Raw genomic sequence first — 14,967 nt, forward strand, 5'->3', positions numbered from 1 at the left:
GTCTGTGGCGCACCATCCGGCCGGTCTGTCATCAGGCTTCGGCGTCTGCCGGGCGCATCTTGATGATGCGGTCGGGGTCCTGGACCATGCCGCTCTGGCCCGCGCCACGCTTGATCTGGTCGATATGGTCCATGCCTTCGATCACCTGGCCCACGATGGTGTACTGGCCATCCAGATGGGGGGAGGGCTCGAACATGATGAAGAACTGGCTGTTCGCGCTGTCGGGGTTCATGGTCCGCGCCATGCCCACGGTGCCACGCTCGAACTTGGCCTTGCTGGTGAACTCGGCCTTCAGGTCCGGCAGCTTGCTGCCCGAGGTGCCAGTGCCCGTCGGGTCGCCGCCCTGCGCCATGAAGCCGTGGATCACGCGGTGGAAGGGCGTGTTGTCATAAAACCCTTCCGCCGCCAGCGTGCGGATGCGCTCGGCCGCCAGCGGCGCGATATCGGGACGCAGGCGGATCACCACCCGCCCTGTCTTGAGATCGACGTTGATCAGGTCGGACTTGTTTTCTGTAGCAGACATCGTGATCCGTTTCGTAAATTGGGGTGGGAAAGAGGCGGGGCCACAGGGCGCCCCGACCCATCAGCCGCGCAGGCGCGCCAGGATGTGCCTGCGGGTAAAGGGGGGGACAAAACCGGAAATGTCCCCATCCAGCCGCGCGATCTCCTTTACCAGCCGGGAGGAGATGTACTGATGTCCCTCCCGCGCCATGAGGAAAAGCGCGTCAATGTCCGGTGCCATATGCTGGTTCATACCGAACATCTGGTTCTCGTACTCGAAATCCGCAACCGCCCGCAGCCCGCGAATGATTGCATGTGCCCCATGCGTACGTGCCGCATGCACCACCAGCCCGGTAAAACCGACCACGGTAATGGGGGTGGCACGACCGATATTGAGGGGTTCGATATCGGTGCGCAGGCATAGCAGCCGTTCCTCCAGCGGGAGGAGAGGGTGCTTCTCACGGTTTTCGGCAACGCCGATCACCAGCCGGTCCACCAGTCCCGCCGCACGTTCGATGATATCCATGTGCCCGCTGGTCACGGGATCGAACGTGCCCGGATAGAACCCGGTGCGGGGGGCGGGGGCTTCAGTCATCCTGGCCGGCATCGGTGTCAGGGGTCGCATCGGTGGCGGTCACGTCGATCACGTCGCTGTCCTCGCCTTCTTCCCCGTCATCCATTACGGGGAAGACGCTGGTCACCGCCTCCGTATCGTTCAGGCGGAACAGGGTCACGCCGCTGGCCTGACGCGACATGATGCGTACCTGGTTGATGGGCAGACGGATCAGGCGGCCGGCGTCGGTCACCAGCATGATGTCCGTGCCCGCCAGCACCGGCAGCGTCGCCACCACGGCATTGCCCCGCTTGCTGGTGGAGAAGGTCATGTTGTTGATGCCCTGCCCGCCACGTCCGCTGACACGGTAGTCATAGGCGGAAGACCGGCGGCCAAAGCCCGCGTTGCTGACGATCAGCAGCACTTCCTCCGCCGCTTCCAGTTCGGCAAAGCGTTCTGGCGTCAGGGGCAGGTCCCCGGCCGGGATTTCGGCGTCATCGGCGACCGTGGCCTCATCCGTCTCCTCGCCTTCCATCGCGGCTTCCGCGCGGCGGCGGGCATTGGCCATGCGCAGGTAGGCGGCGCGTTCCTCCACCGTGGCATCCACGTGGTTGAGCACGCACAGGCTGTTCACGCTGTCGCCTTCCGCCAGCTTGATGCCACGCACGCCCGAACTGCCACGACCGGCAAACACGCGCAGCGTGTCATCGGTGATCTGGAAGCGGATGCAGCGTGCGTTGCGGGTGCCCAGGAACACGTCCTGGCCCTCGCGGCAGGTGGCGACGCCGATCAGACGGTCGTCCTCATCAAGCTTCATGGCGATCAGGCCGGAGGAGCGGATGTTGCGGAAATCGCTCAGCCGGTTGCGTCGCACGCTGCCCGACGCTGTTGCGAAGACAAGGTGCAGGTTTTCCCACAGGTCCTCATCCTGCGGCAGGGGCAGGACGGCGGTGATCGTATCGCTGCCCAGGTCGGGCAGCAGGTTGACCAGCGCGCGGCCCTTGGCGGTGGGGCTGGCTTCGGGCAGGCGCCAGACCTTTTCCCGATACGCCTTGCCGCCGGAGGAGAAGAACAGCACCCACTGGTGCGTATGGGCGTTGAACGAGCGAACGATGATGTCATCCCCCCGCCGTCCCGCGGCCGTGCGGCCACGCCCGCCCCGGTTCTGGGCGCGGAATACATCGAGCGGTGTGCGCTTGATGAAGCCTTCGCGCGTGATGGTGACGACCATCTGCCCCGGTTCGATCAGGCTTTCATCGGTCTGGTCGCCCGCATAATCGGCAATGTCGGTGGCGCGCGGGGTGGCGATCTCCGCACGGATGGCCACCAGTTCGTTGCGCATGACCTCCATGCGCCGGGGGCGGCTGGCTATGATGTCCAGCAGGTCGTTGATGCGCACCGCGACTTCGGAGAGTTCCTGCTGGATCTTGTCGCGTTCCAGCCCGGTCAGGCGCTGCAGGCGCAGCTCCAGAATGCCGCGTGCCTGCGCTTCGGTCAGGTGGACCGTGCCATCGACGATGACATTGCCCTCGTCATGGATCAGTTCCAGCAGCGGCGCCACGTCGGCTGCATCCCACGCACGCGCCATAAGGGCGGCGCGGGCGGCAGCCGTGTCGGGGGCTGCGCGGATCAGCGCGATCACCGCATCGATATTGGCCACGGCGATGACAAGGCCGACCAGCAGGTGGGCCCGGTCGCGCGCCTTGTTCAGGTCGAAGCGCGCGCGGCGCAGGATCACGTCCTCGCGGAAGCGGATGAACGCTTCCAGCACGTCCTTCAGCCCCATCAGCCGTGGCTGGCCGCCATCAAGGGCCAGCATGTTCACGCCAAACGAGGTCTGCAGCTGCGTGAAGCGGTAGAGCTGGTTGAGCACCACCTCCGGCGTTGCCTCGCGCTTGATCTCGATGACGATGCGCATGCCCGAACGGTCGCTCTCGTCGCGGATGTCGGAAATGCCCTCGACCTGCTTGGTGCGCACCAGGTCGGCAATACGTTCCTGCAGCGTGGCCTTGTTCACCTGATAGGGGATCTCGGTCACGATGATCGCCTTGCGGTCCTTGCGGATGTCCTCGATCCCGGCCTTGGCGCGGATGATGACCGAGCCGCGTCCCGTCTCGAACGCGCTGCGGATGCCCGCGCGGCCAAGGATGGTGCCCCCGGTGGGGAAGTCGGGGCCGGGCACGTATTCCAGCAGGTCATCCAGCGTCATATCGGGACGCGCGATCATGGCCAGTGTCGCGTCAATGATCTCGCCGGGGTTGTGGGGCGGGATGTTGGTCGCCATGCCCACCGCGATGCCGGACGCACCGTTGACCAGCAGGTTGGGGAAGGCTGCGGGCAGGATCTTGGGTTCCTGCTCGCTCTCGTCATAATTGGGCTGGAAATCGACCGTGTCACGGTCGATGTCATCGAGCAGGAAGGACGCGGCCTTGGCCAGACGTGCTTCGGTATAACGCATGGCGGCGGGCGAATCCCCGTCCACCGACCCGAAATTGCCCTGCCCGTCGATCAGCTTCACCCGCATCGACCACGACTGCGCCATGCGCACCATGGCGTCGTAGATGGAGGAGTCGCCATGCGGGTGGTATTTACCCATCACGTCACCGACCGCGCGGGCCGATTTGCGGTAGGGCTTGTCGTGGGTGAAGCCGCTTTCGCGCATGGAATACAGGATGCGGCGATGCACCGGCTTCAGCCCGTCGCGCACGTCCGGCAGGGCGCGGCTGACAATGACGGACATGGCGTAGGCGAGGTAGGAGGAGCGCATTTCCTCCTCGATCGTGACCGGCAGCATGTCGGACGGGGGCAGGGGATCGTCGGGTATCTCGGTCAAGGCAGTTCCGTCATGTCAGGGTTATCCCGCCCATCGGGCCGGCTGGCGCATGGGCGGGACGGAAGGCAGGCATGGCGCGCGGGCGGCCATCATGTCCCTGCCTGCATCATAGCATGTCTTGCCCCCCGGCGCGAAGCGCCGCGCGGGGGGCTGGAGGCGGTTCAGAACGGAATTTCGTCATCCAGGTCGCTGCCGCCGCCCGGCGCGTCCCAGCCGCCCGAACCGCCGCCGCCCTGGCCGCCACCGCCCGCCGGGCGGTCATTGCCGCGCTGGGGCTGCTGGCGCGCGGGCGCGCTGTAGCCGCCACCACTGCCGCCACCATAGCCACCGCCGTAACCGCCACCCGTGTCCTCGCCGCCCGCGTCACCGCCACGGTTGCTGTCCAGCAGTACCAGTTCGCCACGGAACCGGTCGATGACCACTTCGGTGGTGTAACGGTCCTGGCCGCCCTGGTCGGTCCATTTGCGGGTCTGGAGCGTGCCTTCCAGGTAGACCTTGCGGCCCTTGCGCAGGAAACGCTCGGCCACGTCGCCCAGACGGTCGTTGAAGATGACGACCCGGTGCCATTCCGTCCGCTCGCGCCGCTCACCCGACGCGCGGTCATTCCATGTGTCGCTTGTGGCCAATGTCAGGGAGACGATCTTCGCCCCGCTCTGGCTGGTGCGGACTTCGGGGTCCTTGCCCAGATTGCCGACCAGAATGACCTTGTTGACGCTGCCCGCCATATGCTGTCCTGCTGCAGTTCGAGTATGGGACCGGCAGATGGGGCAAAAAACCCCCGCCGGGTGATGCCACGGGCCGCCTGCTGGCAGCCGTGGCGAAATAGGTGTGGCGATCTTACCGGATTGTCCCCGGAAATGCGAGGGCGGGCGGGACGGTGCGATCGCTCCGGCGTATTCCCCTGCCATGGGCGCGTGATTGTGGCACCATTGTGGGAAGGGTTGGCCTGCCACCCTTGTTGTCGGGGGGCGGCGGGACCAGATATGGGCTGGCCGGGAATGGCGGCCGGCATCCGGCTCCCCCGCGCGGGGGCGGAACAGGGAGAGTTCATGAACGTTTCTTCACGTCCGGGGCAGAAGGTTCCGGCGGGCCAGCATGTCAGCCAGCAGTCCATCCGCGTGCGGGGTGCGCGCGCGCACAATCTGAAAAACGTGGATGTCGATATCCCGCGTGATGCGCTGACGGTCATGACCGGACTGTCCGGCTCGGGCAAGTCATCGCTTGCATTCGACACCATCTATGCCGAAGGCCAGCGGCGCTATGTCGAAAGCCTGTCGGCCTATGCCCGCCAGTTCCTCGAACTCATGGGCAAGCCGGATGTCGACTCGATCGAGGGGCTGTCCCCCGCCATTTCCATCGAGCAGAAGACCACATCGAAGAATCCGCGCTCCACTGTCGGCACCGTAACGGAAGTGCACGACTACATGCGCCTGCTGTGGGCGCGGGCGGGCGTGCCGTATTCCCCCGCCACCGGCCTGCCGATCGAGGCGCAGACGATCAGCCAGATGGTCGATCGCGTCATGGCCATGCCCGAGGGCACGCGGCTCATGCTGCTGGCCCCGGTGCTGCGCGACCGCAAGGGCGAGTGCAAGAAGGAACTGGCCGAACTCCAGCGCAAGGGCTTCACCCGCGCCAAGGTGGACGGCACGCTGTACACGATTGACGAGGTGCCCGAACTCAACCGCCGCCTGCGCCACACGGTGGAAGCGGTGGTGGACCGCATCGTGGTCAAGGAAGGCATCGAAAGCCGTCTGGCCGACAGTTTTGAGACCGCGCTCGGCCTGTCCGACGGGCTGGTCTATGCCGAAGAGGTGGTGAAGAACCTGCCGGAAGGCGAGGAAGCGCCGCGCACGGTCTTTTCCTCGCGCTTCGCCTGTCCCGTCAGCGGTTTCACGCTGGAGGAGGTCGAACCCCGCCTGTTTTCCTTCAACGCGCCGCAGGGTGCCTGCCCGGCCTGTGACGGAATCGGACAGGAAACCTTTTTCGACCCGCGCCTGATCGTGCCCGACGAATCGCTTTCGCTGGGGGCAGGCGCAATCACGCCCTGGCGCAGCAGCCAGAGCGCGTACTACACCCAGACGCTGGCCTCCATCGCCGCGCATTACGACGTGTCGATGGACACACCGTGGGAAGACCTGCCCGAAGGCGTGCGCGACGTGATCCTGTATGGCGGAAAGGACCCGATCGAATTCACCTACCGCGATGACCGCCGCGCCTACAGCCTGACCAAGCCGTTCGAGGGCGTGGTCACCAACCTGCGCCGCCGCATGGCGGAAACCGACAGCGTATGGGTGCGCGAGGAACTCTCGCGCTACCAGTCCGAAAAACCCTGCCATGTGTGCGATGGCGCGCGCCTGCGGCCCGAAGCCCTGTCGGTCAGGGTAGCGGGGCTGAACATCGCGCAGGCATCCGACATGCCGATTCGAAGGGCGCTGGACTGGTTCGGCACGGTGGAGGCGACACTCACGCCCCAGCGCGCCGAGATCGCGCACCGCATATTGCGTGAAATCCTGGATCGCCTGCGCTTCCTTGATGACGTGGGGCTGGATTACCTGACCCTGTCACGCGGTTCGGCCACGCTTTCGGGCGGGGAGAGCCAGCGCATCCGCCTGGCCAGCCAGATCGGTTCGGGCCTGACGGGCGTGCTGTATGTACTTGATGAACCCTCCATCGGGCTGCACCAGCGCGACAATGAACGCCTGCTGGGCACGCTGGACCGGCTGAAGAAGCTGGGCAACACCCTGATCGTGGTCGAGCATGACGAGGACGCGATCCGCGCCGCCGACTGGCTGATCGACATGGGCCCCGGTGCCGGGGTCAATGGCGGCAACATCGTCGCCGCCGGAACCCCTGCGGAGGTCGCGGCCAACCCCGACAGCCTGACGGGTGACTACCTGTCGGGCCGCAGGTGCATTCCCGTGCCGCAAAAGCGCCGGAAGATCGACCCGAAGCGTAAACTGGTGCTGGAAGGGGCAACGGGCAACAACCTCAAGGACGTGACGGCGGAATTCCCGCTGGGCACCTTCACCTGCGTGACCGGCGTGTCGGGCGGCGGCAAGTCCACGCTGGTGATCGACACGCTGTACAAGGCCCTGTCGCGCAGGCTCATGGGGTCGGGACAGAATCCGGCACCCTATGCGGCAATCAGCGGGCTGGACCAGCTCGACAAGATCATCGACATCGACCAGTCGCCCATCGGGCGCACCCCGCGTTCCAACCCGGCAACCTATACCGATCTGTTCGCCCCCATCCGCGACTGGTTTGCCGAACTGCCCGAAAGCAAGGCGCGGGGCTACAAGCCGGGCCGCTTCTCCTTCAACGTCAAGGGCGGCCGGTGCGAGGCCTGCCAGGGAGACGGGGTGCTCAAGATCGAGATGCACTTCCTGCCCGACGTGTTCGTCACCTGCGATACCTGCAAGGGTGCGCGCTACAACCGCGAGACGCTGGACGTGAAGTTCCGGGGCAAATCGATTGCCGACGTGCTGGCCATGTCGGTGGATGAGGCGCTGCCCTATTTCTCCGCCGTGCCGCGCATCCGTGACCGGCTGGCCATATTGCAGAAGGTGGGGCTGGGCTACGTCGCCCTTGGCCAGCAGGCGACCACGCTTTCGGGTGGCGAGGCGCAGCGCGTCAAGCTGTCCAAGGAGCTGGCGCGCAGGGCGACGGGGCGCACGCTGTACATCCTCGATGAACCCACAACCGGCCTGCATACCGAGGACGTGCGCAAGCTGCTTGAGGTGCTGCACGCGCTGGTGGACCAGGGCAACACGGTCGTGGTGATCGAGCATAATCTGGAGGTCATCAAGACTGCCGACTGGGTGATCGACATGGGGCCGGAAGGTGGCGATGGCGGTGGCCGGATCGTGGCCTGCGGCACGCCCGAACAGGTCGCGGCCTGCACCGACAGCCATACGGGGCGATTCCTGCGCCCGCTGCTGGAGCACAGGCCCGTCGTGCCGGTTGCCAGCCCCGCGCGGAAGCCGGCGGGCAAGGTTGCGGCCCGCGGCAGGAAAGCCACGGCGGACAAAGTGACCGCACCCGCGAAAAAGAAGGCAAAACCGGCAAAAAGCAGCCGCAAACCTGCAAAATAGATATCTATTTTTCCAAACGCTGCGGGGAAGCGGGAAAAAAACTTTGGCAGCAGTGCGAAAAACACTTGCGCCACAAGGCCCGCAGGCCCTATCAGCGCCTCTCTTGGCCCAAGGGGGCAATCTTGCCCAACAGGCTGTCTACTGGTTTGGGGGTACGTGATGAACGCACTTGCTCAACTGGGGATGGTCTCGGAACACCCGAGCAATAACCAGATCTCTTCAGCGCCGTTTTCGTCCGAGGACGACCGGAAAGATTACTTCGTCGAAAAAGACGGGATGAAGTTTGCGGGAACGCATCTTCTTGTCGATCTTTGGGATGCCCGGAATCTTGATGATCCCGAGCAGATCGACCGTACCCTGTGTGAGGCCGCCGTGACGGCCGGGGCTACGATCCTGCACAGCCACTTCCATCACTTCACGCCCAATGGTGGCGTGTCGGGCGTGGTCGTGCTGGCGGAAAGCCATATTTCCATCCACACGTGGCCCGAGCGCAATTTCGCTGCCGTGGATATCTTCATGTGTGGGGCATGTGATCCCCATCTCGCGATCCCGGTCATGCAGCGCCTGTTCCAGGCGGGCCGGATCGAGGTGGACGAGCAGCGTCGCGGGCGCGTGCAGCCCTGACGGGCTGTTGCCGGGGCGTGGCTGTGCGCGGCCCCGGCATGTCTTTTCAGAATTACGAAGTGCCGGGCCGGATTGATTTCCGGCCCGTGCTTTTTCATGTGCATTGATTAGGACGGAAAGGGAGATCGCAATGTCCCGTGAGTGGATCAGCGAGGGCCTGTACGAAGGCTGGCGGCAGGAACTGCGGGTGGACCGGATGCTGGCGCGCACCAAAAGCGCGTTCCAGGATATCGCCGTGTTCGAGAACGTCGATCTTGGCCGCGTGCTGATGCTTGATGGCGTGGTCCAGATCACGGAACGCGATGAATTCGTCTATCAGGAAATGCTGACCCATGTGCCGCTGCTGGAACATGGCGATGCGAAGCGCGTGCTGATCATCGGCGCGGGCGATGGCGGCGTGCTGCGTCGCGTGCTGGAACACGCCACGGTGGAAAAGGCCGTGATGGTCGAGATTGATGGCGATGTCATCGACCTGTCCAAAAAGTTCCTGCCCGGTATTGCGGGCGATGCCTGGACCAGTCCGCGTGCCGAGGTGATCGTGGGGGACGGGATCGAATATGTCACCAACGCTGCCGATGGGTCATTTGACGTGATCATTGTCGACAGCACCGACCCGATTGGCGTGGGCGAAGTGCTGTTTACCGATTCGTTCTACAAGCACTGCGCACGCATCCTCAGCGCCAGCGGCATTATCGTGAACCAGTGCGGCGTGCCGTTCATGCAGGCGGACGAACTGCGGGACACCAGCGCGCGCCGGGCGCAGTTTTTCGATCATGTCTCGGCCTATGTCGCGGCGGTGCCCACCTATGTCGGCGGGTTCATGACGCTGGGCGTCGCGGCAAAAGGCGGTGTTCCGGGCAGGCAGCCGGTGGACGTGATCCGCGCGCGCGCGCAGAAGGCGGGCATCAGGGACACGCGGTACTGGACACCGGAAATGCACGTCGCATCCTTTGTCCTGCCGCCCTATATCGCCAGCAACCTGCCGCGCTGAGCGCATGCGGGGGCGGACATGCGCATGAAAAAAGGCCGGGGGGCATCCGCTCCCCGGCCTTTTGCGTTATCCGGCGTGGGCCGCCCGTTCAGGCAACGGGGGCCATGCGCGCGGTCTTGCGCAGGCTGACCAGTTCCGCGCCCAGTTCCTTCACCCCGACTTCGAAGACCTTGAAATGGGGGGTGGAAAGATGGGATTCGAATGCGGCTTCATCATCATAGACTTCCAGCAGGATGATGGTCTGCGGGTCGTCCATCGGGCTTACGGCCTCAAAGCGCTGGCAGCCTCTTTCATCCGCCACGGAATGCGCGCTGTCATAGGCGCAGAGTTCAAGGAAGTGATCACGATTTTCCGCTGGAATGCGGAATTCGGCCACGATGGTCAGCGGGCTTGTGGTCATGGCTGGGCTTTCCCTTTCAGGGTGCGGTAACGGAACATATTGCCTGCATGGCATGGGCGGCGGCGCCCGTGCAGCAGGGGGTGATTTTCATGGATTGACTTGGCCTGTCGGGTCATGTCAAGTCGACAGTGTCGATACGGGAGAGACCAGTCTTGCGCTGGCGCCGAAGGAGCAACCGCCCCGGAAACTCTCAGGCCAAAGGACCGGTCGGCCAAGACTTCTGGAAAGAGGCATCCCGTACCGGATGCCCGCCGACGGGATAGCGATCTCAGGCACAGGCGACAGAAGGGGCACTTAAGGATCCATCCGGGTCTGACAGGAGTCCTGATATGTCCACACCGTTACCCGCACCCGTTCCGGTCTTGTCGCCATTTTCCCTTCCCCGTTCCGCTGGCGCGCATCGTGCCATGTTGCCCGCATGCCGCGCATGCGGGGCTGGCTGCGCGCATGCGGACCCGCACAACAAGGTCCTGCCCGCATGAACCAGCCATTGCTGCGCACCCCGCTCCATGACCTGCATCTTGAACTTGGTGCCCGCATGGTACCGTTTGCAGGCTATGACATGCCGGTGCAGTACCCCGCCGGTGTCATGGCCGAACACCTGCATACCCGGGCAAAGGCGGGGCTGTTCGATGTCTCGCACATGGGGCAGGTGCGCATCCGCGCGCGTTCGGGGCAGGTGGCGGATGCCGCCCGCGCGCTGGAAGCCCTGGTGCCTGCCGATGTCGTGGCCCTCAGGCCCGGCCGCCAGCGCTACGGCCTGTTCACCACGGCGGATGGTGGCATAAGCGATGACCTGATGATCACCCATATGGGTGAATGGCTGCTGCTGGTGGTCAATGCGGCGTGCAAGCAGGCGGATTTCGCCCATGTGCAGAAGGCCCTGGAGCAGACCTGCACGGTGGAGATGCTCGATGGCCGCGCGCTGATCGCACTCCAGGGACCGGCGGCGGAAGCGGCCCTTGCCAGCCTCGACCCCAGAGCTGCCGACATGCGCTTCATGGATGTGGCGGAACTGGACCTGGCGGGCGTGGCCTGCATCGTCTCGCGTTCCGGCTACACGGGTGAGGACGGCTATGAGATCGGCATGGCCGACAGGGATGCCGTAACGGTGGCCCGCGCCCTGCTGGCCTGCCCCGATGTTGCCCCTGCCGGGCTTGGTGCGCGCGACAGCCTGCGGCTGGAAGCCGGGCTGTGCCTGTATGGTTCCGATATCGACCTGACCACCACCCCGGTCGAGGCCGCCCTTGAATGGTCCATCCAGAAAAGCCGCAGGCCCGGTGGCGCGCGCGCGGGCGGCTATCCGGGTGCCGCGATCGTGGCTGACCAGCTGGCCGATGGCACCACGCGCCGCCGCGTCGGCCTGCGCGCCGAAGGCCGTGCGCCGGTGCGCGGCGGGACCGACCTGTTTGCCGACGAGACGGGTGTCACCCCTGTCGGCCACGTGACATCCGGCGCATTCGGCCCCAGTGCGGGTGGTCCCGTGGCCATGGGTTATGTCGCGGCCGACCATGCGGTGGTGGGCACGCGGCTTTTTGCTTCCGTGCGCGGGCGGCTGCTGCCGGTGCAGGTCAGCGCCCTGCCGTTCGTTGCCCCCACGTTCAAACGCTAGGGGCGCCGTTTTTCAGGACCGCAATTCAAGAGCAATGGAGTGATCGAGATGACTGTCTATTACACGAAGGAACATGAGTGGCTGCGCGTCGAGGGTAATGTCGCGGTGGTCGGCATCACCGCGCATGCGGCGGGCGAGCTGGGCGAACTGGTATTTGCCGAATCCCGTGATCCCGGCACCACGGTCGAGCAGGGCGACAGCGTGGCCGTGGTCGAGTCCGTCAAGGCGGCATCCGACATCTATGCGCCGGTCACGGGCGATGTGCTGGCCTTCAACGATGCGCTGACCGATGATGCCGCACTGGTCAACCGTGACCCCGAGGGCGAGGGCTGGATCGTACGCATGACCGTGGCCGATGCCTCCCAGCTCGAGGGCCTGCTGGACCACGCCACCTACACCGCGCTGGTTGGCTGACCCTTCCCCCCTTTACCCTCTTTACGGAGTATGCTGGCCGTGACGTCTTCCTCCCGTGGTTCTTCTTCCCTGTGGCATGGTCTGGGTGATGATGGCGGCGCGTTCTGCGCCCGCCATGTCGGGCCCGATGCACGTGACGTGGCCGACATGCTCCGCGTGGTGGGAGCCGACACGCTTGATACCCTGATCGAGCAGACGGTGCCGGGCAGCATCCGCCTGGATGGGGCGATGGGTCTTGGCGCGGGCCTGTCCGAACACGCGGCCCTTGCGCGCCTGCGTGCCATCGCGGGCGAGAACCGCGTGCTGACCTCGCTCATCGGGCAGGGCTATTACAACACGATCCTGCCCGGCGTGATCCAGCGCAACGTGCTGGAAAACCCGGCCTGGTACACGGCCTATACCCCCTACCAGCCCGAGATCAGCCAGGGGCGGCTGGAATCGCTGCTCAATTTCCAGACACTGGTCATCGAACTGACCGGGCTGGACGTGGCCAATGCCTCCCTGCTTGATGAAGGCACGGCCGCCGCCGAAGCCATGGCCATGGCGCGGCGCGTGGCGAAAAGCAGGGCAAACGCCTTTTTTGTCGATGCCGGCTGTCACCCGCAGACCATCGCGGTCATCCGTACCCGGGCCGAGCCGATGGGCTGGCAGGTCGTGGTGGGGGACCCCGCAACCGACCTGGATGCGGCGGCGGTATTTGGCGCGGTATTCCAGTATCCCGGGTCGACAGGGGAAATCCGTGACCCGCGCGCGTGGATCGAGGCGCTGCACGGTGCTGGTGCGGTCGCCGCCATGTGTGCCGACCCGCTGGCACTCATGCTGCTGCAGAGCCCCGGCGCGCTGGGGGCGGATATTGCCGTAGGCTCCATGCAGCGTTACGGCATGCCCATGGGGGCCGGTGGGCCGCATGCCGCGTACATGGCGGTGCGTGATGCATTCCGCCGCAACATTCCCGGCCGCATCGTGGGCGTGTCCATCGATGCGCGCGGCAGGCCCGCCTACCGTCTGGCGCTGCAGACGCGCGAGCAGCATATCAGGCGCGAGAAGGCGACCTCGAACATCTGCACCGCCCAGGCGCTGCCGGCCATCGTGTCCTCCATGTACGCGCTGTACCATGGGCCCGTGGGGCTGAAGGCCATTGCCACACGTGTGCACGGGCTTGCCGGCATCCTTGCCGCCGGGCTGCGCGCACTGGGCGCCGATGTGGTGACGCAGGCGTTCTTTGACACGGTCACGGTCCGCACGGGCAGCCAGACCGATGCCGTCATGGCGCGTGCGCTGGCGGCAGGCATGAACCTGCGCCGTGTTGATGATGCGCATGTGGGCATCAGCCTGGATGAAACCACCGTGCCCGAGACCGTGCGCGCCATCTGGACCAGCGTGAGCGGGAATGCCGCGCATGTGGCCGCCATGGAATCCGGCCTGGCGGATGTGCCCGACACCATTCCCGCAGGCCTTGCCCGCACGGGTGACCTGCTGGCCCAGCCGATCTTCTCCGCCTGCCGGTCCGAGACCGACATGCTGCGCTATCTGCGCCGCCTGGCGGACCGTGACCTGGCGCTGGACCGCTCCATGATCCCGCTTGGCTCGTGCACCATGAAGCTGAACGCCACGGCGGAAATGCTGCCGATCACATGGCCGGAATTCTGTGACATCCATCCCTTTGCACCAGCGGACCAGATGCGCGGCTATGCCTGCCTGTTTGCCGAACTGGAGCGCATGCTGTGCCAGATCAGCGGATATGCCGCCGTTTCGCTCCAGCCCAATTCCGGTGCGCAGGGTGAATTCGCGGGGCTCATGGCCATTCGTGGCTACCACCGCGCGCGGGGGGACGGGGCGCGCGATGTGTGCCTGATCCCGGCTTCCGCGCATGGCACCAACCCCGCCTCTGCCCAGATGGCGGGCATGAAGGTGGTGGTCGTGGCATGCGATGCGCAGGGCAACGTGGATATGACGGACCTGAAGGCCAAGGTCGCGAAACATGCCGACCAGCTTGCCGCGATCATGATCACCTATCCCTCCACCCATGGCGTGTTCGAGGAGAACGTGCGCGAGATCTGCCAGCAGGTCCATGCGGCGGGCGGGCAGGTTTATGTGGATGGCGCCAACCTGAACGCGCAGGTCGGCCTTGCGCAGCCGGGCGTGTATGGCGGGGATGTCAGCCATTTCAACCTGCACAAGACCTTCTGCATCCCGCATGGCGGTGGTGGCCCCGGCATGGGGCCGATCGGGGTGGGCGCGCATCTGGCGCCCTACCTGCCGGGCGTGCCGCAGCTTGGGGGTGCGAATGCCATTTCTGCAGCCCCCTTCGGTTCGGCCGATGTGCTGCCCATCTCATGGATGTACATGGTCATGATGGGGGATGCGGGGCTGAAGCGTGCGACCGAGGTTGCGATCCTGAACTCCAACTACATTGCCGCCAGGCTGTCGGATCATTATCCGGTGCTCTATCGCGGGGCGAACGGGCGGGTGGCGCATGAATGCATCATTGACCTGCGCCCGCTCAGGGATGCCACGGGCGTTACGGTGGATGACATTGCCAAACGCCTGATCGACCATGGCTTCCATGCGCCTACCGTCAGCTTCCCGGTGGCGGGGACGTTCATGATCGAACCCACGGAATCCGAAAGCCGGGCCGAACTGGATCGCTTCTGCGATGCGATGATCGCCATCCGCGCCGAAATCGGCGCGGTGGAAAAGGGCGCACTGGATATCGAACAGAGCCCGCTGCGCCATGCCCCGCACACCGTGCGTGACCTGACCGACCCGGACTGGGCGCGGGCCTATGACCGTGCGGCCGCCTGCCTGCCCGGCAACGTGCATCCGGCCAGCAAATACTGGTCGCCCGTCAACCGGCTGGATAACGCCTATGGGGATCGCAACCTGATCTGCTCATGCCCGGACATGAGCACCTATACCGACTAGGGGCTGATTGCGCCCCCGTGGTT

11 protein-coding genes and 1 riboswitch are annotated in these 14,967 nt (G+C 65.3%); of the genes, 6 read left to right on the plus strand and 5 right to left on the minus strand.

The annotated features are described in order from the left end of the window. Positions 1–31: 31 nt before the first annotated feature. The 4 genes from LDL32_RS14385 to ssb all read right to left on the minus strand — a co-directional run bounded on the left by LDL32_RS14385 (position 32) and on the right by ssb (position 4,612). Positions 32–523 carry a peptidylprolyl isomerase gene (locus tag LDL32_RS14385; RefSeq protein ID WP_233068029.1) on the minus strand — a complete coding sequence of 164 codons (492 nt, stop codon included), beginning with the start codon at positions 521–523 and terminating at the stop codon, positions 32–34. Positions 524–583: 60 nt separating this feature from the next. Continuing rightward, positions 584–1,096, minus strand: a complete 513-nt coding sequence (gene coaD, locus LDL32_RS14390; protein WP_233068030.1) for a pantetheine-phosphate adenylyltransferase — start codon at positions 1,094–1,096, stop codon at positions 584–586. After that, positions 1,089–3,887 (minus strand): DNA gyrase subunit A, encoded by a 2,799-nt coding sequence (gene gyrA / locus LDL32_RS14395; RefSeq protein WP_233068031.1) that lies wholly within the window; start codon positions 3,885–3,887, stop codon positions 1,089–1,091. The genes coaD and gyrA overlap by 8 nt, the downstream gene beginning before the upstream one ends. A 161-nt stretch (positions 3,888–4,048) precedes the next feature. Next, positions 4,049–4,612 carry a single-stranded DNA-binding protein gene (ssb, locus tag LDL32_RS14400; RefSeq protein ID WP_233068032.1) on the minus strand — a complete coding sequence of 188 codons (564 nt, stop codon included), beginning with the start codon at positions 4,610–4,612 and terminating at the stop codon, positions 4,049–4,051. Between the two features lie 324 nt (positions 4,613–4,936). On the opposite strand from ssb, the gene uvrA reads away from it, so the two are divergent. The 3 genes from uvrA (at position 4,937) to speE (ending at position 9,593) form a co-directional block, all read left to right on the plus strand. Further along, positions 4,937–7,978 (plus strand): excinuclease ABC subunit UvrA, encoded by a 3,042-nt coding sequence (uvrA, locus tag LDL32_RS14405; RefSeq protein WP_233068033.1) that lies wholly within the window; start codon positions 4,937–4,939, stop codon positions 7,976–7,978. A gap of 159 nt (positions 7,979–8,137) precedes the next feature. After that, on the plus strand, positions 8,138–8,602 hold the full coding sequence (gene speD / locus LDL32_RS14410; RefSeq protein WP_233068034.1) for an adenosylmethionine decarboxylase: 465 nt from the start codon (positions 8,138–8,140) through the stop codon (positions 8,600–8,602). Between the two features lie 130 nt (positions 8,603–8,732). Continuing rightward, a complete protein-coding gene (speE, locus tag LDL32_RS14415; protein WP_233068035.1) occupies positions 8,733–9,593 on the plus strand; it encodes a polyamine aminopropyltransferase in 861 nt (286 codons plus the stop codon). A gap of 88 nt (positions 9,594–9,681) precedes the next feature. Here the strand turns inward: speE and LDL32_RS14420 are convergent, their stop codons facing one another. Further along, complete coding sequence (locus tag LDL32_RS14420) at positions 9,682–9,993, minus strand: antibiotic biosynthesis monooxygenase family protein (RefSeq protein WP_233068037.1); 312 nt, start codon at positions 9,991–9,993, stop codon at positions 9,682–9,684. Between the two features lie 126 nt (positions 9,994–10,119). After that, positions 10,120–10,209: riboswitch (glycine riboswitch) on the plus strand. Between the two features lie 262 nt (positions 10,210–10,471). Between LDL32_RS14420 and gcvT the strand changes: the two genes are divergently transcribed. Genes gcvT through gcvP form a run of 3 tightly spaced genes read left to right on the plus strand, consistent with a single transcriptional unit; the run spans position 10,472 to position 14,944 of the window. Beyond that, positions 10,472–11,605, plus strand: coding sequence for a glycine cleavage system aminomethyltransferase GcvT (gene gcvT, locus LDL32_RS14425; protein ID WP_233068039.1), 1,134 nt, complete (start codon positions 10,472–10,474; stop codon positions 11,603–11,605). Between the two features lie 48 nt (positions 11,606–11,653). Further along, the gene (gene gcvH, locus LDL32_RS14430; RefSeq protein WP_233068040.1) at positions 11,654–12,019 is read left to right on the plus strand and encodes a glycine cleavage system protein GcvH; all 366 of its coding nucleotides are present in this window, start codon (positions 11,654–11,656) and stop codon (positions 12,017–12,019) included. Between the two features lie 30 nt (positions 12,020–12,049). Further along, positions 12,050–14,944, plus strand: a complete 2,895-nt coding sequence (gene gcvP / locus LDL32_RS14435; protein ID WP_233068042.1) for an aminomethyl-transferring glycine dehydrogenase — start codon at positions 12,050–12,052, stop codon at positions 14,942–14,944. Positions 14,945–14,967: the final 23 nt, after the last annotated feature.

This window comes from Komagataeibacter sp. FNDCF1, assembly GCF_021295335.1.
Taxonomy (GTDB): Bacteria; Pseudomonadota; Alphaproteobacteria; order Acetobacterales; family Acetobacteraceae; genus Komagataeibacter.

What these genes read in the sequence shown, in the direction of transcription:
- LDL32_RS14385 (WP_233068029.1), bottom strand. Translation starts at nt 523, where the DNA reads ATGTCTGCTACAGAAAACAAGTCCGACCTGATCAACGTCGATCTCAAG.
- coaD (WP_233068030.1), bottom strand. Translation starts at nt 1,096, where the DNA reads ATGACTGAAGCCCCCGCCCCCCGCACCGGGTTCTATCCGGGCACGTTC.
- ssb (WP_233068032.1), bottom strand. Translation starts at nt 4,612, where the DNA reads ATGGCGGGCAGCGTCAACAAGGTCATTCTGGTCGGCAATCTGGGCAAG.
- uvrA (WP_233068033.1), top strand. Translation starts at nt 4,937, where the DNA reads ATGAACGTTTCTTCACGTCCGGGGCAGAAGGTTCCGGCGGGCCAGCAT.
- speD (WP_233068034.1), top strand. Translation starts at nt 8,138, where the DNA reads ATGAACGCACTTGCTCAACTGGGGATGGTCTCGGAACACCCGAGCAAT.
- speE (WP_233068035.1), top strand. Translation starts at nt 8,733, where the DNA reads ATGTCCCGTGAGTGGATCAGCGAGGGCCTGTACGAAGGCTGGCGGCAG.
- LDL32_RS14420 (WP_233068037.1), bottom strand. Translation starts at nt 9,993, where the DNA reads ATGACCACAAGCCCGCTGACCATCGTGGCCGAATTCCGCATTCCAGCG.
- gcvT (WP_233068039.1), top strand. Translation starts at nt 10,472, where the DNA reads ATGAACCAGCCATTGCTGCGCACCCCGCTCCATGACCTGCATCTTGAA.
- gcvH (WP_233068040.1), top strand. Translation starts at nt 11,654, where the DNA reads ATGACTGTCTATTACACGAAGGAACATGAGTGGCTGCGCGTCGAGGGT.
- gcvP (WP_233068042.1), top strand. Translation starts at nt 12,050, where the DNA reads ATGCTGGCCGTGACGTCTTCCTCCCGTGGTTCTTCTTCCCTGTGGCAT.